This window comes from Geodermatophilus aquaeductus, assembly GCF_900182545.1.
Lineage (GTDB): Bacteria > Actinomycetota > Actinomycetes > Mycobacteriales > Geodermatophilaceae > Geodermatophilus > Geodermatophilus aquaeductus.
This window is the reverse complement of record NZ_FXTJ01000002.1, coordinates 242,950-266,674: the sequence shown is the minus strand read 5'-3', so window position 1 is coordinate 266,674 and position 23,725 is coordinate 242,950. Positions and strand designations below refer to the sequence as shown.

The following is a 23,725-nucleotide window of genomic DNA, read 5'->3' as shown; positions in this document are numbered from 1 at the left end:
CCCCTCAGCCGGCGCCGAACAACCGGGCCAGCGCCTCGTCGGAGGCGGCCAGCGCCGCGCGGTCGTGCGTGCTGCCCGCCGCCACCAGCTCCGCCGCGCCGGTGCGCTCGGCCAGCTCCGCCAGCCGGGCACCCACCTGCGCGGCCGTGCCGGCCACCGCCATCGCCGCGGTGCGCTCGGCGTGCCGCCGCTGCACCGCGGTCATCCGGGCCGCGCGCACCGCCGCGACCGGCTCCAACGGCGGGAAGACGCCGGTGGTGCGCGCCTGCGCCATCGCCCACGCCTCGGGCAGCAGCAGGTCGGCGGCCTCGGCCGCGGTGTCGGCGACCAGCACGTCGAGGCTGATCGCGACCTCCGGCTCGGGCGCCTGCGGCGAGGGCCGGTAGGTGCGGCGGTAGCGGGCCAGCGCCTCGCGCCCCGGCTCCGGGTCGCCGGCCACCCCGAGCAGCGGCCCGCCCACGACCACCGGCAGGCCCAGCCGCGCGGCGACGTCGAGGCCGGCGCCGGTGGCCAGGACGACCATCCGCACGTCCCCGTGGGGGCGCGGGTGCATGGTGATCTCCGCCGTCCCGGTGAGGTGGGCGCGCAGCTCGGCGAGGTCGGCGGCGAAGTCCCGCTCGGTCTCCCGCAGCGCCCGGCGCACCGGCGCGGTGAAGCCGGGGGAGCGGCCCAGTCCGAGGTCGACCCGGCCGGGCGCGAACGCCGTCAGGACGGCGAACTGCTCGGCCACGACCAGCGGCTGGTGGTGCGGCAGCATGACGCCGGCCGAGCCCAGCCGGATCGCCGACGTGCGTGCGGCGACCGCGGCCAGCAGGACCGCGGGTGCGGCCCCGGCGATCCCGGGGACGCCGTGGTGCTCGGCCACCCAGAACCGCCGGTAGCCCAGCCGCTCCGCGGACACGGTCCGCTCGACGGTGCCGCGCAGCGCCGCCGCGTCCGGCTCACCGGCGCGGGTGCGGGAACGGTCGAGCAGCGAGAGGCGCATCAGAACGCGTAGCGGATGCGCAGCCAGGGCGCGTGGTGGGCGACGAGCTCCTGCAGCCGCTCGACACCGGCCCGCTTGACGTCGTTGCGGTAGCGCACGTTCCACTGCCCGTTCTGGCTGCGCTTGGGCTGCTGCAGGTCCGGCCGCCACAGCAGGTCCTCGGCCTTCGGGTGCCAGCCGAGGTTGACCTCGTGCAGGTCCCGGTTGTGGGTCAGCATGATCACCTCGGCCGCCGCCTGGGCCTTGGCCGCGGGGGAGAGGGTGTCGTCGAGCTGCCGCAGCAGCTGCGCCCAGTCGGCCTCCCACCCGTCGCGCAGCACCACCGGCGAGAGGTTGAGGTGCACCTCGTAGCCGGCCTCGACGAAGTCGTCGACGGCGGCGACGCGCTCGGCGATGCGGCTGGTGCGCACGTCGATCACCCGGGAGTCGGCGTCGGGCATGAGGGAGAACCGGATGCGGGTGCGGCCCTGCGGGTCCAGGTCGAGCAGCTCGCGGTTGACGTACTTGGTGGCGAAGGAGGCCTTGGCGGTCGGCAGCCCGCGGAAGGTGGCCACCAGGTCGGCGACGTTGTCGCTCACCAGCGCGTCGACCGAGCAGTCGCTGTTCTCGCCGATGTCGTAGACCCAGCTGACCGGGTCGCACTGGTCGGGCTCGGTCTTGGGGCCCTGCCGCGCGACGTGCCGGCGCAGGTAGCCGGTGATCTGCTCGATGTTGGTGAACACCGTGATGGGGTTGGCGAAGCCCTTGCGCCGCGGGACGTAGCAGTATGCGCAGGCCATGGCGCAACCGTTCGCCGTCGAGGGGGCGATCCAGTTCGACGAGCGGCTGTTGGGCCGGGCCGACAGGGACTTCTTCACCCCGAGCACCAGCGTCTCGGTCTTGACCCGCACCCACCGCTCGACGTTGCCCTCGTTGCCGTGGAGCTCGGGGATCTGCCAGTGCGAGGGCACCTCGACGACCTCGGCACCGGGGAAGCGGGCGAGCACCTCGCGGCCGCGGGCGGAGTCGATCGCGGCCGGCTCGGCGTAGACGGTGCGGACGTCGAGCAGGCGCGTGGGGGAGGGGACGGGGGCCGGGGCCGGCGGCGGGGGCGCGGACACGGGAGACGTCGAGGGCGCGGCGGTCACGGCAGGTACAGCACCCGCCCGGAGGCCCGGATTCCGCGGCTGACCTGCGGGAACGGTCACACGGCCGGCGTCAGGGGCCGCGGCCGGGCGCGAGCCGGGCGACGTCGAGCCGGCCGTGCTCGAGGTCCTCGGCGACGTCCTCGAGGCTGCGCCCCTCGGCGTAGGCGGCGGCGCGCAGGAGGTCCAGCGCGGTGGCCGGGTCGGTCTCCAGCGCCATCGCCGCCCGGCCGGCGGCCCGCAGCACGGCGGCCCGGCGGCGGGCATCGGGACCGTGCAGCCAGTCGGGTCCGCGGTCGGCCGGCCACTCCGACCAGACGGCGGCCTCGCTCAGGGCGGCGGTGACGAGCTCGCCGACGGCCATGGCCGCGAAGACGTCGAGGCCGGGCACCCGCGCGTCGTCGGTGAAGTAGAGGTCCAGCGCCCCGGCCCCGGCGAGGTCCTCGCGCAGCGGGAGGGCCACGATCGCGCGGAACGGCGTCTCGGTGGTGAGCAGGTCGGCGAAGGCCGCCCAGCGGCGCCGCAGGTCCTCGTGCAGGGCGAAGACCGGCTGCCGGGTCGCCGAGGCCTCCCAGCACGGCCCCGCGCCGACGGTGAACTGCAGCCGTTCGGCGCACGCGGCGTGGGTGGTGCTCGACCCGAGCGGGATGCGGGTGCCGGAGGCGTCGACCACCGACAGTCCCGCGCCGTCGACGCCCAGCGTGGTGACGCACGCCCGGGCCAGCCGGACGGGGAGCAGCTCGGACGGTCCGGGGCCACGGGAGGTCTCCGCGTCGAGCGCGGCGGCGAACCGTGTGGCGATGGTCACACGTCATCCTCGCCCGTGTCGGCCCCCCGGACCACGTCGGTCACCCTGCCGCGTCGGGCCGGTGCGTGTAGGCGGCCCCGCGGACCGCCTCGTCGGACTCCAGGCCCGCGCCCAGCGCGCCGCCGACGGTCGCCAGCGAGCTGGTCAGCCAGGCCAGCTCCAGGTAGTCGCCGATCCGCGCCGGGTGCCCCAGGCCCTCGGCGAACAGGCCCGCGGGCACCAGCAGCAGGGACCCGGCCAGAGCGAGGGCGAACAGCGCGGCGTAGAACGTCAGCACCCCGATGACCACGGTCGCGGTGGTGGCCAGGTTGAACAGCGCCACCTGCTTGCGCACCCGCCGCGAGCGGGTCCGCTCCCACAGCTCCGCGCCGACCACGAGGGTCGCGCAGATCGCCACCACCGAGCCGAGCCCGACCGCCGACAGGCGCAGCAGGCCGAACCGGTCGGCCAGCCGCCAGATGTCGGCGGTCACCAGGGCGAACACGCCGGCCGCGACCGCCGCCGTCAGCGCGCGGGACAGCTGGATGGTCAGCCGCCACGGCCGGTTGGCGCGCACCATGCCGACGAGCAGCCGCAGGTTGCCCGTGAGGACCCGGGCGGTGAACCGCACGCCCTCGGCGGTGTCGGCGGGGTCGGCGGCCAGTTCGCGCACCCGGCGGCGCAGCGCGGCCGGGTCGCCCTCGCCGTCGGCGTCGTCACCGAGCAGGGTGCGGACCAGCCCGAGCGTCGTCTGCAGCGCGCGCCGGCGCCGGCCCACCGCACCCAGGGCCGGCAGTGACAGCACTGCGACGCCGTGCACCGGGCTGGCGTGGGCCACGACCGTCCGCCGGTCCACCGACAGCGGCAGGTCGGTGACGACGACGGCGAGGTCCCACTCCTCGGCCAGCAGCCGGTCGCGAGCGGCGCCGACGATCTCCGCGTCGTCGGCCGGGGGCCGGACCAGGCCGTCCTCGACCACCCGCAGGTCCCACGCGACGTCGGGGTGGCGCTCGCGCAGCGCGCCGGTCAGGTCGGCGGCCAGCTCGCCGGCCAGCTCGGCCGGGGCGCCGGGCGCGGCCACGAGCCCGACGACGACGTCGGCCGGTGCGGCGTCCGCTCCGGCGGAAGACGGTCCGGCGGGCGACGGTCGGGCGGCGGTCACGACGGGACAGCTTCCCATCCGGCGCCCGGCGGGTTCAGCCGCGGGCCTCCAGCACGGCCGAGTACACCTGCACGGTCTGCTGGGCGATCGCCGGCCAGCCGAACTCCGACAGCACCCGCTCGCGGCCGGCGGCGCCCATCCGCGCGGCGCGCGCGGGGTCGTGCAGCAGCTCGGTGACGCGCGCGGCGAGACCGGCCTCGAACGCGGCGACGTCGTCGGGGTCGTAGGGGACCAGCAGGCCGGTCTCGCCGTCGGCGACGACCTCCGGGATCCCGCCGACGGCGCTCGCGACCACCGCGGTGCCGCAGGCGGCGGCCTCGAGGTTGACGATGCCCAGCGGCTCGTAGACCGACGGGACGACGAACACCGTCGCGCCGGTGATCAGCGGCACGAGCTGCTCGCGCGGCAGCATCGCCTCGATCCAGACGACGCCCGGCCGGCGGGCCTGCAGCTCGGCCACCGCGTCGGCGACCTGCTGGCGCTCGGCCGGGGTGTCGGCGGCGCCGGCGCACAGCACCAGCCCGGCGTCGGGCGGCAGCTGCTCGGCGGCCCGGAGCAGGTGGACGACGCCCTTCTGCCGCGTGATCCGGCCGACGAACAGCGCGTACGGCCGGTCGGGGTCCACCCCGAGCGAGCGGACGACGTCGGGCGCCGGCGTGGGCCGGTAGGCCTCGGCGTCGACCCCGTTGCCGACGACGTGCACGCGGGCCGGGTCGAGGTCGGGATAGGCGTCGAGGACGTCGGCACGCATGCCGTTGCTGACCGCGACCACCGCGTCGGCGGCGAGGTAGGCCGTGCGCTCCACCCAGGAGGAGAGCCGGTAGCCGCCGCCGAGCTGGTCGGCCTTCCAGGGCCGGCGCGGCTCCAGCGAGTGCGCGGTCACCACGTGCGGAACGCCGTGCACGAGGGCGGCCAGCAGGCCCGCGCCGTTGGCGTACCAGGTGTGGCTGTGCACGAGGTCGACCCCGCCGAGCGCCGCGGCGATCTCGACGTCGGTGCCGAGCGCCTGCAGCGCGCCGTTGGCCTCGGCGAGGCCTGGCGGGACGGCCCAGCCGCGGGCGTCGGTGCGCGGACCGCCGAAGGCGTGCACCTCCAGGTCGGGCCCCGCCGGCAGCGAGCGGAGGGCAGCGACGAGGTGCTCGACGTGCACGCCGGCACCGCCGTAGACGTCCGGTGGCCACTCGCGGGTGACGATGCCGATGCGCACGCCGGTCACCCTAGGGGGCAGGGCGGGTGGAGGTGGGGGGACGCGGACCCCGCCCAGCGGCTACGTTCCTGACATGCGTGGCGGTCCTCGAGTGCTCGGCATCGTCCTGGCCGGTGGTGAGGGCAAGCGCCTGGCGCCCCTGACCCAGGACCGCGCCAAGCCGGCGGTGCCCTTCGGCGGCAACTACCGGCTCATCGACTTCGTGCTGTCCAACCTGGTCAACGCCGAGATCCGGCAGATCGCCGTCCTCACGCAGTACAAGAGCCACAGCCTCGACCGGCACATCACCACCACGTGGCGGATGTCGAACCTGCTGGGCAACTTCATCACCCCGGTGCCGGCGCAGCAGCGGCTCGGCCCGCGCTGGTACACCGGCAGCGCCGACGCGATCCTGCAGAGCCTGAACCTCATCTACGACGCGCGGCCCGACATCGTCGTCGTCTTCGGCGCCGACCACGTCTACCGGATGGACCCGGGTCAGATGATCGACCAGCACGTGCAGACCGGGGCGGGCGTGACCATCGCCGGGCTGCGGGTGCCGCGGCACGAGGCCACCGAGTTCGGCGTCATCGACGCGGCCGCCGACGGCAGGGTCCGCGGCTTCCTCGAGAAGCCGGCCGACCCGCCGGGACTGCCGGACAGCCCGGAGGAGTCCTTCGCCTCCATGGGCAACTACGTCTTCACCACCGACGCGCTGCTGGAGGCCCTGCGCGCCGACGCCGAGGACGCCGACTCCGCGCACGACATGGGCGGCTCGATCATGCCGATGCTGGCCGACGCCGGTGAGGCCTACGTCTACGACTTCTCCACCAACATCGTCCCGGGCGCCAGCGACCGCGACCACGGCTACTGGCGCGACGTCGGGACGATCGACTCCTACTTCGACGCGCACATGGACCTGGTGTCGGTGACGCCGGTGTTCAACCTCTACAACGACCGCTGGCCGATCCTCACCCTGCCGCCGCAGCAGCCGCCGGCGAAGTTCGTGCTGGGCGGGCGGGCCGAGGAGTCGATGGTCAGCGCCGGCGCGATCATCGGCGGCGGGTCGGTGCACAACTCCGTGGTCTCGCCCGGCGTGCGCGTCGACCGCGGCGCCCGGGTCGAGGACAGCGTGCTCATGGACGGCGTCCAGATCGGCGAGGGCGCCTACGTCCGGCGGGCGATCCTCGACAAGAACGTCGTCGTGCCGCCGTGGGCGCGCATCGGCGTCGACACCGAGGGCGACCGCGCCCACTACCACGTCAGTGCGGGCGGCGTGACCGTCCTCGGCAAGGGAGCCCGGGCCCACGTCTGACGAAGGACCCCCGTGCCCCCCACCCCTCGCTCCGCTCGGAGCGGGCCCCTGCACGAGGGCCGTTCCAGCACGTCACCTCTGATAGTCACTCTCCTGCTGGAGGCGGAGGCGCAGGCGCGGTTCGACCGGCTGCGGGCCGAGCACTTCCCGGCCGGGCGCAACCACCTGGCGGCGCACGTGACGCTCTTCCACGCCCTGCCCGGCGAGCAGCGCGCCGCCGTCGACGCCTCGCTCGCCGGGGTGGCCACCCGGCCGCCGTTCGCCGTCGCCGTGACCGGCGTGCAGCTGCTCGGCCGCGGGGTGGCCTACCGGCTGGCCGCGCCGGAGCTCTCGGCCCTGCACGCAGGGCTGTCGGCGGAGTTCGACCCGTGGCTGACCCCGCAGGACCGCCAGCGGCTGTCGGCGCACGTGACCGTGCAGAACAAGGTGGAGCCGGCGGTGGCCCGGGCGCTGCGCGACCGGCTGGCCGCGGAGTTCGTCCCCGCCGAGGTCCCCGCCCGCGGGCTGGGGCTGTGGCGCTACCTCGGCGGCCCGTGGGAGCCGCTCGCCGAGCACCCGTTCGCCGGCTAGGCGCGCCGGGTGGCCACCAGCAGGCCGGCCCCGATGGGCAGGACGGCGGAGGTCAGCTGCTCGTCCTCGCGGACGCTGCGGGCCAGGTCGCGCCAGGTGACGGTCTCGGGGTCGCGGGCCGCGCGCTCACCGATGCGGTCCCCGGCGAGCAGGCCGTGGCAGGCCAGCGTCCCGCCGGTGCGCAGCAGCCCGAGCAGCGCCGCGAGGTGCGCGGCGTACTCGGTGGGCGGACCGGCGCAGACGACGAGGTCGTAGGCGCCCGGGGACAGCCGGGGCAGCACCTCGGCGGGGGTGCCGAAGATCAGCCGGGTCCGGCCCGCGGGGACGCCGGCCTCGGTGAAGGCCCGCCGTGCGCCGCGCAGCTGCTCGGGGTCGCCGTCGAGGGCGGTGAGGACGCCGTCGGGACGCATGCCGCGCAGCAGCCACAGGCCGACGACGCCGCCACCGCTGCCCACGGACACGACCGCCCGGGCGCCGGCCCCGGCGGCCAGGACGGCGAGGGTGGCGCCCGCCGACGGCTCGGGCGGGGGCGGTCCGCCGAGGGCCGCGGCCCGGGTGCGCGCCGCGGCGAGCACGGGGTCCTCCGCGGCGTAGCGGTCGGCCCAGGCGGCGCCCCCGGTCCCGCCGGCGTGCGACGGTCCCCGGGCGCTCATCACCGGGCGAGGGTAGTGCGACCACGGGGTGTGGCCGGGGAGGCGAACCTGTGAGGAACCTGGCAAGACCGGCAGGCGGGAACACGGAACACGGCGCCGCCCGTTGATGCCGACGTGACACCCGAGCGTGCCGCCGTCCCCGTCCATCCCACGGGGGAGGTCGGCAGCGTGCGCGTCCGCGATACTGAGGACGTGACCGAGGCCGCCGTCCCCCCTGCCGCCGACCAGCAGTCGGCCGCGTCCGGCGCCGGCGAGGTGTGGGTGGCCCCGACCTGGGAGCAGGTCGTGCGGGACCACTCGGCGCGGGTGTACCGCCTCGCGTACCGGCTCTCGGGCAACGCCCAGGACGCCGAGGACCTCACGCAGGAGACGTTCGTCCGGGTCTTCCGCTCCCTCGCCGACTTCTCGCCCGGCACCTTCGAGGGCTGGCTGCACCGCATCACCACGAACCTGTTCCTCGACATGGTCCGGCGCCGTCAGCGGATCCGCTTCGACGCGCTGCCGGAGGACACCGAGCGGCTCCCGGGCACCTCGCCCAGCCCCGAGCAGGTCTACGCCGACACCCACCTCGACCCGCAGATCCAGGCGGCGCTCGACGCGCTGTCGCCGGAGTTCCGCGTGGCCGTGGTCCTCTGCGACATCGAGGGCCTCACCTACGAGGAGATCGCGGCGACCCTCGGCATCAAGCTCGGCACCGTCCGCAGCCGCATCCACCGCGGCCGGGTGCAGTTGCGCGCCGCCCTGGCCCACCTCGCGCCGCGCGGGATGGCGGCACCGGGAGCTCCCGCATGAGCCTGCCGGAGAGCCACCTGGCCCAGGAGGCCATCGCCGCGCTGGTCGACGGCGAGCTGGCCAGCGGCCCGGCCGCCCGCGCCGCCCGGCACCTGGCCGGCTGCCTGGAGTGCCGGATGCTCGTGCAGGCGCAGCGCGAGGCCAAGGACGCGCTGCACGCCGCCTCCGACGTCACCGTCCCCGGTGACCTGCTGTCGCGGTTGTGCGCCATCCCCTTCACCGCCGACGTCCCCGGCGGCGGCGGGCTCGGCACGGTGACCGCCGGCCCCGGCCAGCTCACCGTCTCCGGGTCCTCCGGACGCTGGACCGTCTCGCTCGACGACCCGCCGACGCGGCCCTCCTCACCGCACCAGGCGCGCTGGCTGCGCCGCAGCGTCGCCGGCACCCTCGCCGGGCTGGGCCTCGGCGTCGCGGTCCTCGCGGTGAACCTGCCCGACCCCGCCGAGGACCGGACCGGGACCCCGCCGTCGGTGGCGGGGCCCTCCGCGCCCGACGAGCGCACCGAGGTCGTGCCGCCGGTCGTGCGCACCCTGGCCGGGCAGCCGCCCGCCGGCGGCGCCACTCCCTGAGCCCGCGGTCGGCGATCCGGGGATCCGCGGTCCGCCGGCGGGTACCGTCGCGCTGCACCGCCAGTCCCGTCCGCTGACAGGTCCGGGGAGGACCCTGTACCCGTGACCGCACCCGACGACGCCCGCGAGACCGGTCCCTCCGAGCCCCGCGACGGCGACCGCACCGTCGAGGCCGTCGTCCGCCCGCCGGTCGCCGCCCGCGAGAGCGAGCGTGCCCAGGACGCGGTCTTCGCCCGGCCCGCCGGGGCCACCGGCCCGTTCGACCCGCCGGAGCAGCCGCGGCCCGCGACGGCGCCGGCGCAGCAGCAGCCCAGCCCCGCGCAGGCCGCCGCCTTCGGCCGCCCGGCCGCGGTGCCCGGCAGCTTCTCCGGCGACCGCCCCGGCCTGCCGCCGCGGCCGGTACCCCCGCCGCCGCCGGAGGCCGTGCTGCGCGCCTTCCGCGCGCCGGCCGGACAGGCCGGGCTGCAGGAGCCGCCCGGCGGCCGTCCCGGACGCCGCCGCACGTCGGCCGGTCCGTGGTGGAAGCCCGACGCGAAGAGCGACCCCTGGCGCGACCCGCACGCCCCGGCCGGTCTCACCGGCCCCGCGGTGTTCGAGGAGGAGTCCGAGCAGGAGGGCCCGGTCGTCGTCGACCGGAAGGGCCGCAGGAAGCTGCGGCTGCGCGACCTGTCGGTGCGCGTGGCCGTGCTCGTCGTGCTGGCCGTCCTGCTCGCCGGCGCGCTCGGCGGCGGCGTGGGCTACCTGCTCACCCGCGAGGCGAGCGAGACGCCGCTGCTGGCGCCGGGCACCACGCTGACCGAGACCGACGACGGCATCACCCGCGAGCCGGGCTCGGTGTCCGACATCGCCGAGACCGTGACGCCGGCCGTCGTGTCCATCGAGGTGCGCATCGGCGACGCCGGCGCCACCGGCTCCGGCGTCGTCGTCGACGGCGAGAACGGCTACATCGTCACCAACAACCACGTCATCTCCGGCGCCGACGGCGTCGAGGGCGCGGAGATCCGGGCGGTGTTCAGTGACGGCAGCGGTTCGGCGGCGCGCATCGTCGGCCGCGACCCGGCCAGCGACATCGCCGTCGTCAAGGTGGAGAAGCCCGGCCTGGTCACCGCCTCGCTCGGCGACTCCGACGACGTCGTCGTCGGCGACCCGGTGGTGGCCATCGGCTCGCCGCTGGGCCTCGCCGGCACGGTGACCAGCGGCATCGTCAGCGCCCTCGACCGGCCGGTGCGGCTGGCGGGTGAGGGCAGCGACACCAACGCCGTCATCAGCGCGGTGCAGACCGACGCCCCGATCAACCCGGGCAACTCCGGCGGCGCGCTGGTCGACGCCACCGGCGCGGTCATCGGCATCAACACCGCGATCGCCTCGCTCGGCGGCGGCAGCGTGGGCCTGGGCTTCGCCATCCCGATCGACACCGCCCGCACCATCGCCGAGCAGCTCATCGCCACCGGCAGCGCGGTGCACGCCACCCTCGGGGTCAACACCCGGTCGGTGACCGACGGCACCCGCGACGGCGCGCTGGTCCTCAACGTGGAGCCGGGCAGCCCCGCGGCCGACGCCGGCATCCAGGAGCAGGACGTCGTCATCGGCGTCGACGACCAGCCCGTGGGCAGCTCCGAGGAGCTCGCCGTGGCCGTCGACGCGCACGCCCCCGGGGACGTGGTGACCGTGGAGCTGGTGCGCGGCGGCTCGTCCACGACGGTCGAGGCGACCCTCGCCCAGGCCTGACCGTCATCGCGCGCCGAATACCCTGGGACCGGCGGAGGAGGGAGCGACGCGTGTTCGACTCGATCGGCTGGGGCGAGATCGTCGTCCTGGCGCTGGCCGCGTTGTTCATCTTCGGGCCCGAGCGGTTGCCCCACCTGGCGCGGGACGCCGCTGCCGGGCTGAAGAAGGTGCGCGAGGCGATCACCGGGGTGCGCGCGCAGGTGGACGAGTCCCTCGGTGACGACCTCGCCGGCCTGCGCGACCTCGACCTGCGCAAGTACCACCCGAAGACGTTCATCCGTGCGCAGCTGTTCGACGACGACGAGGCCCCGCCGGTGCGCCGCGGTGACGCCGGGACGCCGGCCCGGGCGGCGGGCGCGACCGCGGCGAGCCTGGTCAAGCCCGCGACCCGGCCGGCCGTCGTCGACCGCGACCGGAGCGCCCCGCCGCCCTTCGACGTCGACGCGACGTGATCTGTCGGCTCTGGGGGTGTTCCTCGCGCTCTATGGGTGCTGTAGGACCCCTGGAGCGCGAGCAACACCCGCAGAAAGCCCCTTAGACGCGGAACGGCCCGGCTCCCTGAGGAGCCGGGCCGTTCTCGTTCAGCGCGTCAGCGGCGGACGGGGGTGAGCCCCAGCGACATGCCGGACAACCCGCGCTGGCGGACGGCGAGGGAGTCGGCGACCTTCGTCAGCGCCTGCGCGGCGGGGGTGTCGGGGTCGGCGAGCACGATCGGCGCACCGGCGTCGCCGGCCTCCCGCAGCCGGGTGTCGAGCGGGATCTGGCCGAGCAGCGGGACCCGGGCACCGAGGGTGCGGGTCAGCGCGTCGGAGACCGCCTGGCCACCGCCGGAGCCGAAGACCTCCATGCGGGTGCCGTCGGGCAGCTCGAGCCACGACATGTTCTCGATGACGCCGACCACCTGCTGGTGGGTCTGCGTGGCGATCGCGCCGGCCCGCTCGGCCACCTCGGCGGCGGCCTGCTGCGGCGTGGTCACCACGAGGATCTCGGCGTTGGGCAGCAGTTGGGCGATGGAGATCGCGACGTCGCCGGTGCCGGGGGGCAGGTCGAGCAGCAGGACGTCGAGGTCGCCCCACCACACGTCGGCGAGGAACTGCTGCAGCGCGCGGTGCAGCATCGGGCCACGCCACACGACCGGGGTGTTGCCCGGGGTGAACATGCCGATCGAGATGACCTTCACGCCCATCGACTGCGGCGGCATGATCATGTTGTCGACCTGGGTCGGCTTGTCCTCGACGCCGAGCATGCGCGGCACCGAGTGGCCGTAGATGTCGGCGTCCACGACGCCGACCGACAGGCCCCGCTTGGCCAGCGAGGCGGCCAGGTTGACCGTGACGCTGGACTTGCCGACGCCGCCCTTGCCGGAGGCGACGGCGTAGACGCGGGTCAGCGAGCCCGGCTGGGCGAAGGGGATGACCGGCTCGGCCGTGTCGCTGCCGCGGACGGTCCTCCGCAGCTCGGCGCGCTGCTCGTCGCTCATGACGTCCAGGCCGACCTGCACCGACGTCACGCCGGGGACGGCGGACACGGCGGTGGTCACCCGGTTGGTGATGGTCTCGCGCATGGGGCAGCCGGCCACGGTGAGGTAGACCTCGACGCGCACGGCGCCCGGGTCGCCGCCGACGCCGATCTGCACGTCCTTGACCATCCCGAGGTCGGTCAGCGGACGGTTGATCTCCGGGTCCTGGACGGTGGCCAGAGCGGCATTGACGGCGTCGAGCGCCGGCGAGCCGGTCAGCGTGTCGGACATGGGGGGATGTGTCTCCTTCGACGGGGGGACCCGGGCTCGCGACTCGCCGCGCACGGCGGCGTCCTGCACTCCGGGCCACCTGCCACTGTACGGCGGCGGGCACCGGGTGCCGCCCCGGTGCGGTGGTGATGTGCTGCGCACCCGGCGCGACCACCTCGCAGGTCAACGCCCCGGCGGGTGCCTCCCTTCCCGGCGCCGGGCGGGTCACTAGCCTCGGGACCCGTGCCCGCCCCCGCCCGGACCGCCGTCCTGCGCGACGCGATCGGGCTGGGCGTGGCCGTCGGCCTCTACGGCGTCGCCTTCGGCGCGGCCGCCGACGCCGCGGGCCTGGACCCCTGGCAGGCGCTGGCCATGTCGCTGCTGATGTTCACCGGCGCCTCGCAGTTCGCGCTGGTCGGTGTCCTGGGCGCCGGCGGCGGCGGGGCGGCGGCCATCGGCAGCGCCCTGCTGCTGGGCACCCGCAACACCGTCTACGGCGTCCGCCTGGCGCCCCTGCTCGCGCCGCGCGGGCTGCTGCGCCGGCTCGGGCTGGCGCACTGGGTCATCGACGAGACGACGGCACTGGCCGTGGCCGCGCCCGACCGCGGTCTGGCCCGTCTGGGCTTCCTCGCCGGCGGCGCCACCATCTACGCGGTGTGGAACGCCACCACGCTGGTCGGCGCGCTCGGGGCCGGCGCGCTGGGGGAGACCGCGCAGGCGGCGCTGGACGCCGTCGTCCCCGCGGCCTTCCTCGCCCTGCTGTGGCCGCGGCTGCGCGCCGGCGCCGAGGAGCCGGCCGTCGCCCGGCGGGTGGCGCTCGGCGGGGCGGTGGTGGCGCTGGCGCTCACGCCGTTCGTGCCCGCGGGCGTGCAGGTGGTGACCGCCGTCGTCGCGGTGGCGCTCGCCGGGCGGCCACGGGAGGCGGCGTGAGCAGCGGCACGCTCTGGACGGTGGTGCTCGTCGGGTCGGTGGGCTGCTACCTGCTCAAGCTCGCGGGGCTCTCGGTGCCGGCGGCGTGGGTGGAGCGGCCGTGGATCACCCGGCTGATCACCTTCGTGCCGGCCGCGCTGCTGGCCGCGCTGGTGGCGGTGCAGGCGGTGGCCTCGGGGCAGGACCTCGTCGTCGACGGGCGCCTGGCCGGGCTCGCGGTCGCGGCGGTGGCGCTGGCGCTGCGCGCGCCGTTCATCGTCGTCCTGGTGCTGGCCGGCGCCACCGGGGCCCTCGTGCACGTGGTCTGGGGCTGACGTGGCCGAGCCGGGGGACCTCGCCGCCGTCCGCGCCGCCATCGACCGCCTCGACGACGACGTCGTCGCGCTGCTGGCCCGCCGCGAGGAGCTGGTGCGCGCGGCCGGCCGGCTGAAGGCGGACGGCGCCGCCGTGCGGGCGCCCGGCCGGGTCGAGCAGGTGGTCGCCCGCGCGCGGGAGCGGGCGGTCTCCCACGGCGCCAGCCCGCAGGTGGTCGAGCGGGTGTACCGGGCGATGATCGGCGCCTTCGTCGACCTCGAGCTCGCGACCGCGGCGGTGTCCGACGGCGTCGTCGTCGGGCCGGCCGCGCCGGGCAGCGCGGGGGAGGTGCTGACCCTGCAGCTCGCCGCTCACGGCTCGGAGGCGCAGCTGCAGACCCGGCCCCTCGCCGAGACGCTCGAGGAGGTTGCCGCGGCCGTCGCCGCCGGTACCGTCCTGACCGCCACGGTGGGACCGCGGGTGGTGGGCGCGGTGCGCGGCGCGCTCGACGGCGGGGTGCTCACCGTGGGCCACCTGGTCGTGGCGCCCGACCACCGGGGCCGGGGCGTCGGCAGCGCGCTGCTCGCCGCCGTGGAGCGGACGCCGGGCGCCCGCCGGGCGGTGCTCTCCACCGGCGCCGACGACCTCCGCCTGTACCGGCGGGCGGGCTACCGGGAGGAACGCCGTGAACGGGTCAGCGCCGGCCTCGAGCTCGTCCACCTCGCCAAGGACCTCTCCGGCTGAGCCGCCCCGTCTGCTCGCCGCCGCACTGGCCGGGCTGCTGGCCGGGGTCGCGGCCAAGGCGGCCGACGAGTCGGGCCTGGCGTGGGCCGCGGACCTCGGCAGCTACCCGGCGCTGTGGGTCCTCGCCGTCGCCGTGCTCGGCCGGGCGGCGCCGTCGGCGCGGGCGGCGGCGACCCGGTCGGCTGTCTTCTTCGCGGTCATGAGCGTGGCCTACTACGCGTGGGCGGCCCTCGTCCTCGGCTTCGGCTGGAGCCGGCTGCTCGGCGCCTGGCTGGTGCTCTCGCTCACCGCCGTCCCGGCCGTCGCCGTCGCGGTGCACCGGGCCACCCGGCGGGACGGGCCGCTGCCCGGCGCGCTGCTGGCGGGCGCCGCGGGCATCGTGCTGGGCGGGGGAGCGGTGCTCGGCGACGCCGCCGCCCACCCGGTCCAGGCGGGCGCCGACGTGCTCGTCGCCGCGGTGCTCGTCGCCGTCCTGCCGCGGCGGGCCCGCACCCGGCTGTGGGCGCTCGCGTTCCTCGCGCCGGCCACCTGGCTGGCCGCCCGCGGCCTCGACCTGCTGCAGGCGCTGCTCGGCTGAGCCTCAGCCGAGCGACTCGTGCCGCTCCCGCTCGGCCTTCTTGCGCGCCTTGCGCTCCCGCCGGTCGGCCTCGTCGGAGGCCTCGGGGGCCAGCCGGGTCAGCTCGCCGCGGATGAAGTCGCGGGTGGCCAGCTCGCCGATGGCGACCCGCAGCGCGGCCAGCTCGCGGGCCAGGTACTCGGTGTCGGCGCGGGTCTGCGCGGCCCGGGCCCGGTCCTCCTCGGCCTGCACGCGGTCGCGGTCGGCCTGCCGGTTCTGTGCCAGCAGGATCAGCGGCGCGGCGTAGGCGGCCTGGGTGGAGAAGGCCAGGTTGAGCAGGATGAAGGGATAGGGGTCCCAGCGCAGCCGCACGGCGAACACGTTCAGGGCGATCCAGACGATCACGATGAACGTCTGGACGGCGAGGAAGCGGCCGGTGCCGAGGAAGCGCGCGATGCCCTCGGCGAAGCGGCCGACCGCGTCGGGATCGAGCCGCAGATAGCTGGTGAGGCTGCGCGCCGAGCCGCGGGGGACGTCGAGCCGCCGGCCCTCAGCCACGTCGGGCCCGCTCGCGCCAGTCCTCGGGCAGCAGGTGGTCGAGGACGTCGTCGACGCTGACCGCGCCCACCAGCCGGCCCTGCTCGTCGACGACCGGCGCGGCCACCAGGTTGTAGGTGGCGAAGTAGCGGGTGACCTCGGTCAGAGGCGCCTCCGGCCGCAGCGGCTCGAGGTCGTCGAGCACACCGCTGACCAGCGTCGAGGGCGGCTCGCGCAGCAGCCGCTGGATGTGCGCCAGCCCGAGGTAGCGCCCGGTGGGGGTGGCCGACGGCGGCCGGCACACGTAGACCTGGCTGGCCAGCGCCGGGGTCAGCTCGGGCTCCCGGACGCGGGCCAGCGCCTCGGCGATCGTCGCGTCGGGCGTGAGGATCACCGGCTCGCTGGTCATGATCCCGCCGGCGGTGTCCTCGGAGTACTTGAGCAGCTGGCGCACCGGCTCGGCCTCGCCGGGCTCCATGAGCTCGAGCAGCCGGTTGCGGTCGACGTTGGACAGCTCGGCGAGCAGGTCGGCGGCGTCGTCGGGGTCCATCTCCTCGAGGACGTCGGCGGCGCGGGCCTCCTCGAGGGTCCCGAGGATGGTGATCTGCTCGGTCTCCGGCAGCTCGCCGAGCACGTCGGCCAGCCGCTGGTCGCTGAGCGCCTCGGCCACCTCGTGCCGCCGCTTGATCGGCAGGTCCTGCAGCGCGTGCGCGAGGTCGGCGGCGTTGAGCTCGCGGTAGGTGGCCAGCAGCGTCTCGGTGCCCTGGCCGGTCTCCGGCAGCGCGAGGCCCGACACCTCGGCCCAGGTCAGCTGGTGCAGCTGCCCGCGGCGGCCGATGCGGCCGGGCTCCTGGACGGCGAGGCGGGTGATCTCCCAGTCGCCGGTGCGCAGCTGCTCGAGCCCCGCGTCGACGACGGTGGCCGGCCGGCCCGACTCGCGGATGGTCACCGAGCGGTCGAGCAGCTCGCCGAGCACCAGCGTCTCGCCGCGCCGCTGCTCGAAGCGCTTGAGGTTCAGCGTGCCCGAGCCGAGCACCACCGCGCCCGGGTCGATGCTGGTCACCCGGCCCATCGGCACGAAGATCCGGCGGCGGGCCACGACCTCCACGACCAGGCCCAGCGCCCGCGGGCAGGCGGTGCCCACCCGCAGCGCCACGACGACGTCGCGCAGCCGCCCGACGCGGTCCCCGTTGGGGTCGAAGACGGGGAGTCCGGCGAGCCGGGAGACGTATGCCCTGGTCACCGTGCTCACGGTCGCGAGGCTACCGTCGGGGCCGTGGCGAACCCGGGGTCCGGCCAGTTCGAGTCCGTGGAGTACGAGGTCGTCGACGTGTTCGCGTCGCGGGCCTTCGCCGGCAACCCGCTGGCCGTCGTCTTCGACGCCGACTCCCTGACCACCGCGCAGTGCCAGGCGCTGGCCAACGAGTTCGCGCTGTCGGAGACGTCGTTCCTCTGCGCGCCCACCGAGCCCGGCGCCTCCTACCGGGTGCGGATCTTCACGCCCTACGCCGAGCTGCCCTTCGCCGGGCACCCGAGCGTCGGCGCCGCGCACACGCTGGTGCGCACCGGCCGGCTGCCCGCCGGGACGCTGCACCAGGAGTGCGGCGCCGGCGTGCTGCCGATCGAGGTCACCGAGGACGGCGCCACCCTGACCGGCGGGCGTCCGACGCTCGAGGACGGCCCCGACCCGGCGGCCCTCGCCCGGGCGCTCGGACTGTCGGCGGCCGACGTCGTCGGGCTGCCCGCGTCCGTCGCCGGCTGCGGCCTGCCCTTCGCCGTCCTCGCCGTGCACCCGGGCGTCGTCGACCGCGCGACCCCGGACCCCGCCGCGCTGGCCGCCTTCGGGGTGGGGGAGGGCGTCTCGGTGCTCTCCTGGGACGGCTCGACCGCGTACGCGCGCGTCTTCGCGAACGACCTGCACTGGGGCGAGGACCCGGCCACCGGCTCCGCGGCGCTGGGCACCGGCGTGTGGCTGGTCGCCTCCGGGCTGGTGGCGCCGGAGGGGACGTCGTCCTACACCGTGCGGCAGGGCGAGGCGATGGGGCGGCCGTCGGTGCTGTCCTGCACCGTCACCGCCGAGGCCGGCCGCGCGACGGCGGCCACGGTGGCCGGCGCGGTGGTGCCGGTGGCCGCCGGCCGCATCCGCCGTCCATGAGCCAGACGACGACCGCGCCGTCCCCGTGGGCGGTCCACCGCCCGGGCGCCCGCGAGGTCGGGCTGATGGCGGTCGCCGTCGTCGGGGTGTCGTTCTCCGGCCCGCTGACCGCGCTGGTGACCACCTCCTTCCTCGCCATCGCCTTCTGGCGCAACGCGGCCGGCGCGGCGCTGCTGCTCCCCGTGCTGTTCGGCCGCGAGCGCTCGACGCTGACCGGGCTGCGGGCCCGGGACCTGGGCAGCTCCGTGGTCGCCGGGCTGTTCCTCGCGGCGCACTTCGCCGCGTGGCTGCCCAGCCTGTCGATGACGACCGTCGCGGCGTCGACGGCGCTGGTCACCACCACCCCGATCTGGACGGCGCTGGCCGCGCGCGTCTCCGGCGTGCGGCTGCCCGGGCAGGTGTGGGCCGGGCTCGGGCTCGCCGTCGTCGGGGCCGCCCTGATCGCCGGGGTGGACGTCGCGGTGAGCCTGGAGGCGCTGGCCGGTGACGGGCTGGCGCTGCTCGGCGCCATCTGCGCGGGCGGCTACATGCTCGCCGGGGCGCGCGCCCGCACGCGGCTGGCGACGTCGGCGTACTCCGTCGTCTGCTACTCCACCTGCGCGGTCGTGCTCGCCGTCGCGGCGCTGGTGACCACCACCCCGCTCGCCGGGTTCAGCGCCCGCGACTGGTGGCTGATCGCGGCGATCACCGTGTGCGCGCAGATCCTCGGGCACACGCTGCTCAACCTGGTGCTGTCCAGCGTCGGGCCGACCGTGGTGGGGCTCGCGGTGCTGCTGGAGGTGCCCGGCGCGCTGCTCGTGGCGCTCGTGCTGCTCGGGCAGACCCCGCCGCTGCTCGCGCTGCCGGGGATGGTCGCCGTCGTGGCCGGGGTGGCACTGGTCGTGCGGGCGAGCCGCCCACCGACGCCGGTCGAGCCGGTCACCTGACCCGGCAGAAATGGCCATCACTGCCGCCTGGCTACCCTCCGGTGGCCGATCATCGACACACCAGCGGAGGCACCGTGGCCGAGCTCCGATCCCGTCGTTCCAACCTCGCCGTGCCGGGCAGCAACCCGCGCTTCCTCGAGAAGGCCAAGGGCCTGCCCGCCGACCAGGTGTTCCTCGACCTGGAGGACGCGTGCGCGCCGCTGGCCAAGCCGGGCGCGCGCAAGAACATCGTCGCGGCGCTCAACGAGGGCGGCTGGGGCGAGAAGATCCGCACGGTCCGGGTCAACGACTGGACGACGGAGTGGACCTACCGCGACGTCATCGAGGTGGTCGAGGGCGCCGGTGCCAACCTCGACTGCATCATGCTGCCGAAGGTCGTCGACGCCCATCAGGTGGCGGCGCTGGACTTCCTGCTCAGCCAGATCGAGAAGGCCAACGGCCTGGAGGTCGGGCGGATCGGCATCGAGGCGCAGATCGAGACCGCGCAGGGCCTGATCAACGTCAACGACATCGCCTTCGCCAGCCCGCGGATCGAGACGATCATCTTCGGCCCGGCCGACTTCATGGCCAGCATCAACATGAAGTCGCTGGTCGTGGGCGCGCTACACCCGGACTACCCGGGCGACCCGTTCCACTACATCCTCATGCAGATCCTCATGGCCGCCCGCGCCCGCGGCGTGCAGGCCATCGACGGGCCGTTCCTGCAGGTGCGCGACGTCGACGCCTTCCGCGAGGTCGCCAAGCGCTCGGCGGTCCTCGGCTTCGACGGCAAGTGGGTGCTGCACCCGGGCCAGATCGACGCCGCCAACGAGATCTACGCGCCGTCGCAGGAGGACTACGACCACGCCGAGCTGATCCTCGACGCCTACGACTGGTACACGTCGGAGGCCGGCGGCAAGAAGGGCTCGGCGATGCTCGGCGACGAGATGATCGACGAGGCCAGCCGCAAGATGGCGCTGGTCATCGCGGGCAAGGGCCGCGCGGCCGGCATGAGCCGCACCTCGACGTTCACCCCGCCGGAGAGCTGAGCCGCGCCGACCCGGGACGGCACGCCCGGGAGACCCCCCGGGCGGGCCGTCGTCGTCTGCGGGAGTCGTGACCGGGGACACGGCGACGGGCCGGAGCGCCTCGCCCATACTCGCCGGTAGCAACCGGACACCGGAGTCCCGAGGAGTGAGCGTGGCCCGACTGGCGCAGACCGCCGACCTGACCGACATCCAGCAGGAGATCCTGTCGACGGTCAGGAGCTTCGTGGACAAGGAGATCATCCCGCACGCGCAGGCCCTCGAGCACGCCGACGAGTACCCGACCGAGATCGTCGAGGGGCTCAAGGAGCTCGGCATCTTCGGGCTGATGATCCCCGAGGAGTACGGCGGCCTCGGGGAGTCGCTGCTGACCTACGCGCTGGTGGTCGAGGAGATCGCCCGCGGCTGGATGAGCGTCTCGGGTGTCATCAACACCCACTTCATCGTCGCCTACATGATCCGCCAGCACGGCACGCAGGAGCAGAAGGAGCACTTCCTCCCGCGCATGGCCACCGGCGAGGTCCGCGGCGCGTTCTCGATGTCCGAGCCGGGCCTGGGGTCCGACGTCGCCGGCATCCGCACCAAGGCCGTGAAGGACGGCGACGACTACGTCATCGACGGCCAGAAGATGTGGCTGACCAACGGCGGGTCCTCGACGCTCGTGGCCACGCTGGTGCGCACCGACCTCGGCGCGGACAAGGCCCACCAGAACCTGACGACGTTCCTGGTGGAGAAGCCGGCCGGCTTCGGCACCGTCGCCCCGGGCCTGACCATCCCCGGCAAGATCGACAAGATGGGCTACAAGGGCGTCGACACCACCGAGCTGGTGTTCGACGGCTACCGCATCGGCGCGGACACGATCCTCGGCGGAGAGCCCGGCCGCGGCTTCGCGCAGATGATGGACGGCGTCGAGGTGGGCCGCGTGAACGTCGCCGCCCGGGCCTGCGGCATCTCCATCCGCGCCTTCGAGCTGGCCGTCGAGTACGCCCAGCAGCGGGAGACCTTCGGCAAGCCGATCGTCCAGCACCAGGCGATCGCCTTCCAGCTCGCCGAGATGGCCACCAAGGTCGAGGCCGCCCACCTGATGATGGTCAACGCCGCCCGCCTCAAGGACGCCGGCAAGCGCAACGACGTCGAGGCCGGCATGGCCAAGCTCATCGCCAGCGAGTACTGCGCCGAGGTGACCACGCAGTCCTTCCGCATCCACGGCGGCTACGGCTACTCCAAGGAGTACGAGATCGAGCGGCTCATGCGCGAGGCGCCGTTCCTGCTCATCGGCGAGGGCACCAGCGAGATCCAGAAGACGATCATCAGCCGCGGCCTGCTCAAGGAGTACGGCCTCAAGCGCTGAGCGACGACGAGCGGCCCGGGACCCCCAGGTCCCGGGCCGCTCGTCGTCTCAGCGGGCCGGACGGCGCTCGTAGCCCCGCCGTGCCCAGAGGTACCCGGCCAGCGCGATGACCGCGCACCACGCCAGCGAGACCCAGGCGCTGGACCCGATCGCGGTGCCGGTCAGCAGCCCGCGCAGTGTCTCGATCATCGGCGTGAACGGCTGGTGCTCGGCGAACCACCGCAGCCCGGCCGGCATCGACTCCACCGGCACGAACCCGCTGGAGAGGAAGGGCAGCAGCGACAGCGGCATCGGCAGGTTGCTCGCCGCCTCCACGGTGGGGGAGGCCAGGCCCATCGCGACCGCCAGCCAGGCCAGGGCGAAGGCCACCAGGGCCAGCAGGCCGGTCGCGGCCAGCCACTCCAGCGCGTCCGCGTCGGGCCGGAAGCCGACCAGCAGCGCGACGGCGAGGACGACGGCCAGGCCCAGCAGCGTCTGGATCACCGAGCCGACGACGTGGCCGGTCAGCACCGAGACGCGGGCGATCGACATGGTCCGGAACCGGGCGATGATGCCCTCGGTCATGTCCATGGCCACCGCGATCGCCGTCCCCTGCGGAGCGCCGGCCACGGCCAGCATGAGCACGCCGGGCACCACATAGGTGACGTACTCGGTGCGCCCGCCGCCCGGCCCGCCCAGACCGGCGCCGAGCGTGCCGCCGAGGACGTAGACGAACAGCAGCAGGAAGACGATCGGGACGGCCGCCACGATCAGGGTCAGCGACGGGTAGCGGACGGCGTGCTGCAGGTTCCGGCGCAGCATCGTCCGGCTGTCGGTCAGCGCGTGGGTCGTGCTCACGCGGGCACCTCCTCGGAGGTCGGGCGGCCGGTCAGCGCCAGGAAGACGTCGTCGAGGCCGGGCGTGGTGACGGTGAGCCCGGCGACGTCGACGCGGGAGTCGTCGAGGCGGGCGAGCAGGGACCGCAGCGCGTGGACGCTGCCGTCGGAGGGCACCTCGAGCACCAGCGCGGCGGGGTCGCCGGGCGGGACGCCGAGCACCCGTCCGGCCGTCTCGAGCGCGTCGGCGTCGGCGAAGGTCAGCCGCACCGCGCCGCCGGGGACCAGCCGCTTGAGCTCGTCGGACGTCCCCTCGGCGACCAGCCGGCCGCCGTCGAGCAGGCCGATGCGTTCGGCGAGCCGGTCGGCCTCCTCGAGGTACTGCGTGGTGAGCAGGATCGTGACGCCCTCGGCGACCAGCCCGCGGACGACGTCCCACATCGCCCGGCGGCTGCGCGGGTCCAGGCCGGTGGTGGGCTCGTCGAGGAAGACCACGCGCGGGTCGCCGAGCAGCCCCATCGCCAGGTCCAGCCGGCGACGCATGCCGCCGGAGTACGTGGCCGGCCGGCGGTCGGCGGCCTCGACGAGGTCGAAGCGCTCGAGCAGGTCGGTGGCGCGGCGACGGCCCTCCCGGCGGCCGAGGTGGTTCAGGTCGGCCATCAGCCGGAGGTTCTCCCGGCCGGTGAGCAGGTCGTCGACGGCGGAGAACTGCCCGGTCACCGCGATGGCGGAGCGGACCCCGGCGGGGTCGCGGGCGAGGTCGTGCCCGGCCACGCTCACCTGTCCGGCGTCGGCCGGGGTGAGCGTGGACAGGATGTCGACGGTGGTCGTCTTCCCGGCGCCGTTGGGCCCCAGGAGCGCGTAGACCGAGCCCTCGGCGACGGCGAGGTCCAGGCCGTCGAGGACGACGGTGGACCCGAAGGCCTTGCACAGGCCGGTGACGGAGACGGCGGTGTCCCTCGACGTGCCCATGCTCAGGCCCTCCGCACGAGGATGTCGCCGTAGGCGGTGCGGGCCTGCAGCTCGACGGTCTCGCCGGCGTCCTCGGGCCCCTCGGCGGCGGTGAGCTCGCTGCGGACGCTGCCCGACCCCGACTGCAGGTCCAGCCACGCCGCGGTGCCGGCCGCGATGCCGGCCTCGACCTCGCCGTAGGCGGTCTCGAGCACCAGCGACCCGCGCACCGCCTCGCCGACCCGCACCTTCCCGTACTTCGTGCTGCCCCGCAGCGACCCGCGTGACCGGTCGACGGTGACGTCGCCGCACGCGGTCTCCAGCCGCGCGTCGCCGTCGGTGCGGCCGAGCCGCACGTCGCCGTAGGAGGTCCGCATGACGGTGTCCCCGTCGACGGCGCCGGCGGTGATGCCGCCGCTGCTGGTGCTCGCCCGGAGCCGCTCGGCCGAGTCGAGCCGGATGTCGCCGTACCGGCTGTCGAGCACGGCGGTGCCCAGCCGGCCGGAGCAGGAGACGTCGCCGGCCGAGGTGTGCACCTCCACCGAGGACCCCTCGGGGAGGGCGACGTCGACGTCGACCTGGCCGCCCGAGCCCAGGAACAGCAGCCGGGGGCGGCCGGCCGAGCGGACCAGCAGCTCGCCGTCGGTGTGCTCGACGACGGTGCCCTCGGCGGCGGTGACGTCGGCGGCGCTGCGCTCGTTGCGCGGCCGGACGGTGACCACCGTGTCGCGCCGGTCGGAGGCGCGGACCCGGACGCTGCCGGCGGCGACCTCGATGCGCGCGGAGACGGGTTGCGGGGTGTCGAACGTGGGCATGGCTGCGCCCTCCTCGGGGCAGGGGA

26 protein-coding genes are annotated in these 23,725 nt (G+C 75.5%); 14 read left to right on the top strand and 12 right to left on the bottom strand.

Annotated elements, in window-relative coordinates:
• Nucleotides 1–4 precede the first annotated feature (4 nt).
• The 5 genes from FN207_RS06345 to glgA form a co-directional block, all read right to left on the bottom strand.
• Nucleotides 5–985 (bottom strand): MsnO8 family LLM class oxidoreductase, encoded by a 981-nt coding sequence (locus tag FN207_RS06345; RefSeq protein ID WP_142457490.1) that lies wholly within the window; start codon nucleotides 983–985, stop codon nucleotides 5–7.
• Entirely contained in the window at nucleotides 985–2,112 is a 1,128-nt protein-coding gene (locus tag FN207_RS06340; protein WP_142457489.1) for a spore photoproduct lyase family protein, read from the bottom strand. The genes FN207_RS06345 and FN207_RS06340 overlap by 1 nt, the downstream gene beginning before the upstream one ends.
• 70 nt (nucleotides 2,113–2,182) lie before the next feature.
• Nucleotides 2,183–2,917 carry a GAF domain-containing protein gene (locus FN207_RS06335; protein WP_246065810.1) on the bottom strand — a complete coding sequence of 245 codons (735 nt, stop codon included), beginning with the start codon at nucleotides 2,915–2,917 and terminating at the stop codon, nucleotides 2,183–2,185.
• Nucleotides 2,918–2,957: 40 nt separating this feature from the next.
• Nucleotides 2,958–4,058, bottom strand: a complete 1,101-nt coding sequence (locus FN207_RS06330) for a hypothetical protein (RefSeq protein ID WP_221888074.1) — start codon at nucleotides 4,056–4,058, stop codon at nucleotides 2,958–2,960.
• A 34-nt stretch (nucleotides 4,059–4,092) separates the two neighbouring features.
• Nucleotides 4,093–5,265, bottom strand: coding sequence for a glycogen synthase (glgA, locus tag FN207_RS06325; protein WP_142457487.1), 1,173 nt, complete (start codon nucleotides 5,263–5,265; stop codon nucleotides 4,093–4,095).
• A 73-nt stretch (nucleotides 5,266–5,338) separates the two neighbouring features.
• Here glgA and glgC point away from each other — a divergent pair, with 73 nt between their 5' ends.
• Both glgC and FN207_RS06315 read left to right on the top strand, forming a co-directional pair.
• Nucleotides 5,339–6,559, top strand: coding sequence for a glucose-1-phosphate adenylyltransferase (gene glgC, locus FN207_RS06320; RefSeq protein ID WP_142457486.1), 1,221 nt, complete (start codon nucleotides 5,339–5,341; stop codon nucleotides 6,557–6,559).
• A gap of 12 nt (nucleotides 6,560–6,571) precedes the next feature.
• On the top strand, nucleotides 6,572–7,129 hold the full coding sequence (locus FN207_RS06315) for a 2'-5' RNA ligase family protein (protein ID WP_142457485.1): 558 nt from the start codon (nucleotides 6,572–6,574) through the stop codon (nucleotides 7,127–7,129).
• Here FN207_RS06315 and FN207_RS06310 read toward each other — a convergent pair.
• The gene (locus FN207_RS06310; protein ID WP_142457484.1) at nucleotides 7,126–7,782 is read right to left on the bottom strand and encodes an O-methyltransferase; all 657 of its coding nucleotides are present in this window, start codon (nucleotides 7,780–7,782) and stop codon (nucleotides 7,126–7,128) included. The two genes, FN207_RS06315 and FN207_RS06310, sit on opposite strands and share 4 nt — an antisense overlap.
• Before the next feature lie 192 nt (nucleotides 7,783–7,974).
• On the opposite strand from FN207_RS06310, the gene sigE reads away from it, so the two are divergent.
• The 4 genes from sigE (at nucleotide 7,975) to FN207_RS06290 (ending at nucleotide 11,323) form a co-directional block, all read left to right on the top strand.
• Nucleotides 7,975–8,574: an RNA polymerase sigma factor SigE gene (sigE, locus tag FN207_RS06305; RefSeq protein WP_246065809.1), complete on the top strand. Its 600-nt coding sequence runs from the start codon at nucleotides 7,975–7,977 to the stop codon at nucleotides 8,572–8,574.
• Nucleotides 8,571–9,143, top strand: coding sequence for an anti-sigma factor family protein (locus FN207_RS06300; protein ID WP_142457482.1), 573 nt, complete (start codon nucleotides 8,571–8,573; stop codon nucleotides 9,141–9,143). The genes sigE and FN207_RS06300 overlap by 4 nt, the downstream gene beginning before the upstream one ends.
• A 102-nt stretch (nucleotides 9,144–9,245) precedes the next feature.
• The gene (locus tag FN207_RS06295) at nucleotides 9,246–10,871 is read left to right on the top strand and encodes a S1C family serine protease (RefSeq protein WP_142457481.1); all 1,626 of its coding nucleotides are present in this window, start codon (nucleotides 9,246–9,248) and stop codon (nucleotides 10,869–10,871) included.
• A 50-nt stretch (nucleotides 10,872–10,921) separates the two neighbouring features.
• The gene (locus FN207_RS06290; RefSeq protein WP_142457480.1) at nucleotides 10,922–11,323 is read left to right on the top strand and encodes a twin-arginine translocase TatA/TatE family subunit; all 402 of its coding nucleotides are present in this window, start codon (nucleotides 10,922–10,924) and stop codon (nucleotides 11,321–11,323) included.
• Between the two features lie 137 nt (nucleotides 11,324–11,460).
• Here FN207_RS06290 and FN207_RS06285 read toward each other — a convergent pair whose 3' ends face one another.
• Nucleotides 11,461–12,621, bottom strand: coding sequence for an Mrp/NBP35 family ATP-binding protein (locus tag FN207_RS06285; RefSeq protein WP_142457479.1), 1,161 nt, complete (start codon nucleotides 12,619–12,621; stop codon nucleotides 11,461–11,463).
• Nucleotides 12,622–12,843: 222 nt separating this feature from the next.
• Between FN207_RS06285 and FN207_RS06280 the strand changes: the two genes are divergently transcribed.
• The 4 genes from FN207_RS06280 to FN207_RS06265 are packed head-to-tail and all read left to right on the top strand — an operon-like array spanning nucleotide 12,844 to nucleotide 15,145.
• Entirely contained in the window at nucleotides 12,844–13,530 is a 687-nt protein-coding gene (locus tag FN207_RS06280; protein WP_142457478.1) for an AzlC family ABC transporter permease, read from the top strand.
• Nucleotides 13,527–13,844: an AzlD domain-containing protein gene (locus FN207_RS06275; protein ID WP_142457477.1), complete on the top strand. Its 318-nt coding sequence runs from the start codon at nucleotides 13,527–13,529 to the stop codon at nucleotides 13,842–13,844. The genes FN207_RS06280 and FN207_RS06275 overlap by 4 nt, the downstream gene beginning before the upstream one ends.
• A gap of 1 nt (nucleotide 13,845) precedes the next feature.
• Nucleotides 13,846–14,568 carry a GNAT family N-acetyltransferase gene (locus FN207_RS06270; protein WP_221888073.1) on the top strand — a complete coding sequence of 241 codons (723 nt, stop codon included), beginning with the start codon at nucleotides 13,846–13,848 and terminating at the stop codon, nucleotides 14,566–14,568.
• Nucleotides 14,510–15,145: a DUF6518 family protein gene (locus FN207_RS06265; RefSeq protein ID WP_142457476.1), complete on the top strand. Its 636-nt coding sequence runs from the start codon at nucleotides 14,510–14,512 to the stop codon at nucleotides 15,143–15,145. Before FN207_RS06270 ends, FN207_RS06265 begins: the two co-directional genes overlap by 59 nt.
• A 3-nt stretch (nucleotides 15,146–15,148) precedes the next feature.
• Here the strand turns inward: FN207_RS06265 and FN207_RS06260 are convergent, their stop codons facing one another.
• The gene (locus FN207_RS06260) at nucleotides 15,149–15,682 is read right to left on the bottom strand and encodes a DUF1003 domain-containing protein (protein ID WP_142457475.1); all 534 of its coding nucleotides are present in this window, start codon (nucleotides 15,680–15,682) and stop codon (nucleotides 15,149–15,151) included.
• Nucleotides 15,675–16,913: a magnesium transporter MgtE N-terminal domain-containing protein gene (locus FN207_RS06255; RefSeq protein WP_142457474.1), complete on the bottom strand. Its 1,239-nt coding sequence runs from the start codon at nucleotides 16,911–16,913 to the stop codon at nucleotides 15,675–15,677. Before FN207_RS06255 ends, FN207_RS06260 begins: the two co-directional genes overlap by 8 nt.
• Before the next feature lie 24 nt (nucleotides 16,914–16,937).
• Here FN207_RS06255 and FN207_RS06250 point away from each other — a divergent pair, with 24 nt between their 5' ends.
• The 4 genes from FN207_RS06250 (at nucleotide 16,938) to FN207_RS06235 (ending at nucleotide 21,118) form a co-directional block, all read left to right on the top strand.
• Nucleotides 16,938–17,816 carry a PhzF family phenazine biosynthesis protein gene (locus FN207_RS06250; RefSeq protein ID WP_142457473.1) on the top strand — a complete coding sequence of 293 codons (879 nt, stop codon included), beginning with the start codon at nucleotides 16,938–16,940 and terminating at the stop codon, nucleotides 17,814–17,816.
• Entirely contained in the window at nucleotides 17,813–18,742 is a 930-nt protein-coding gene (locus FN207_RS06245; protein WP_246065808.1) for a DMT family transporter, read from the top strand. Before FN207_RS06250 ends, FN207_RS06245 begins: the two co-directional genes overlap by 4 nt.
• 74 nt (nucleotides 18,743–18,816) lie before the next feature.
• The gene (locus tag FN207_RS06240; protein WP_142457472.1) at nucleotides 18,817–19,770 is read left to right on the top strand and encodes an HpcH/HpaI aldolase/citrate lyase family protein; all 954 of its coding nucleotides are present in this window, start codon (nucleotides 18,817–18,819) and stop codon (nucleotides 19,768–19,770) included.
• A gap of 151 nt (nucleotides 19,771–19,921) precedes the next feature.
• Nucleotides 19,922–21,118, top strand: coding sequence for an acyl-CoA dehydrogenase family protein (locus FN207_RS06235; protein WP_142457471.1), 1,197 nt, complete (start codon nucleotides 19,922–19,924; stop codon nucleotides 21,116–21,118).
• Between the two features lie 48 nt (nucleotides 21,119–21,166).
• On the opposite strand, the gene FN207_RS06230 is transcribed toward FN207_RS06235, so the two are convergent.
• Genes FN207_RS06230 through FN207_RS06220 form a run of 3 tightly spaced genes read right to left on the bottom strand, consistent with a single transcriptional unit; the run spans nucleotide 21,167 to nucleotide 23,699 of the window.
• Nucleotides 21,167–21,955 (bottom strand): ABC transporter permease, encoded by a 789-nt coding sequence (locus FN207_RS06230; RefSeq protein WP_221888072.1) that lies wholly within the window; start codon nucleotides 21,953–21,955, stop codon nucleotides 21,167–21,169.
• A complete protein-coding gene (locus FN207_RS06225; protein WP_142457470.1) occupies nucleotides 21,952–22,905 on the bottom strand; it encodes an ATP-binding cassette domain-containing protein in 954 nt (317 codons plus the stop codon). Before FN207_RS06225 ends, FN207_RS06230 begins: the two co-directional genes overlap by 4 nt.
• Before the next feature lie 2 nt (nucleotides 22,906–22,907).
• Complete coding sequence (locus tag FN207_RS06220; RefSeq protein ID WP_142457469.1) at nucleotides 22,908–23,699, bottom strand: DUF4097 family beta strand repeat-containing protein; 792 nt, start codon at nucleotides 23,697–23,699, stop codon at nucleotides 22,908–22,910.
• Between the last annotated feature and the right edge of the window lie 26 nt (nucleotides 23,700–23,725).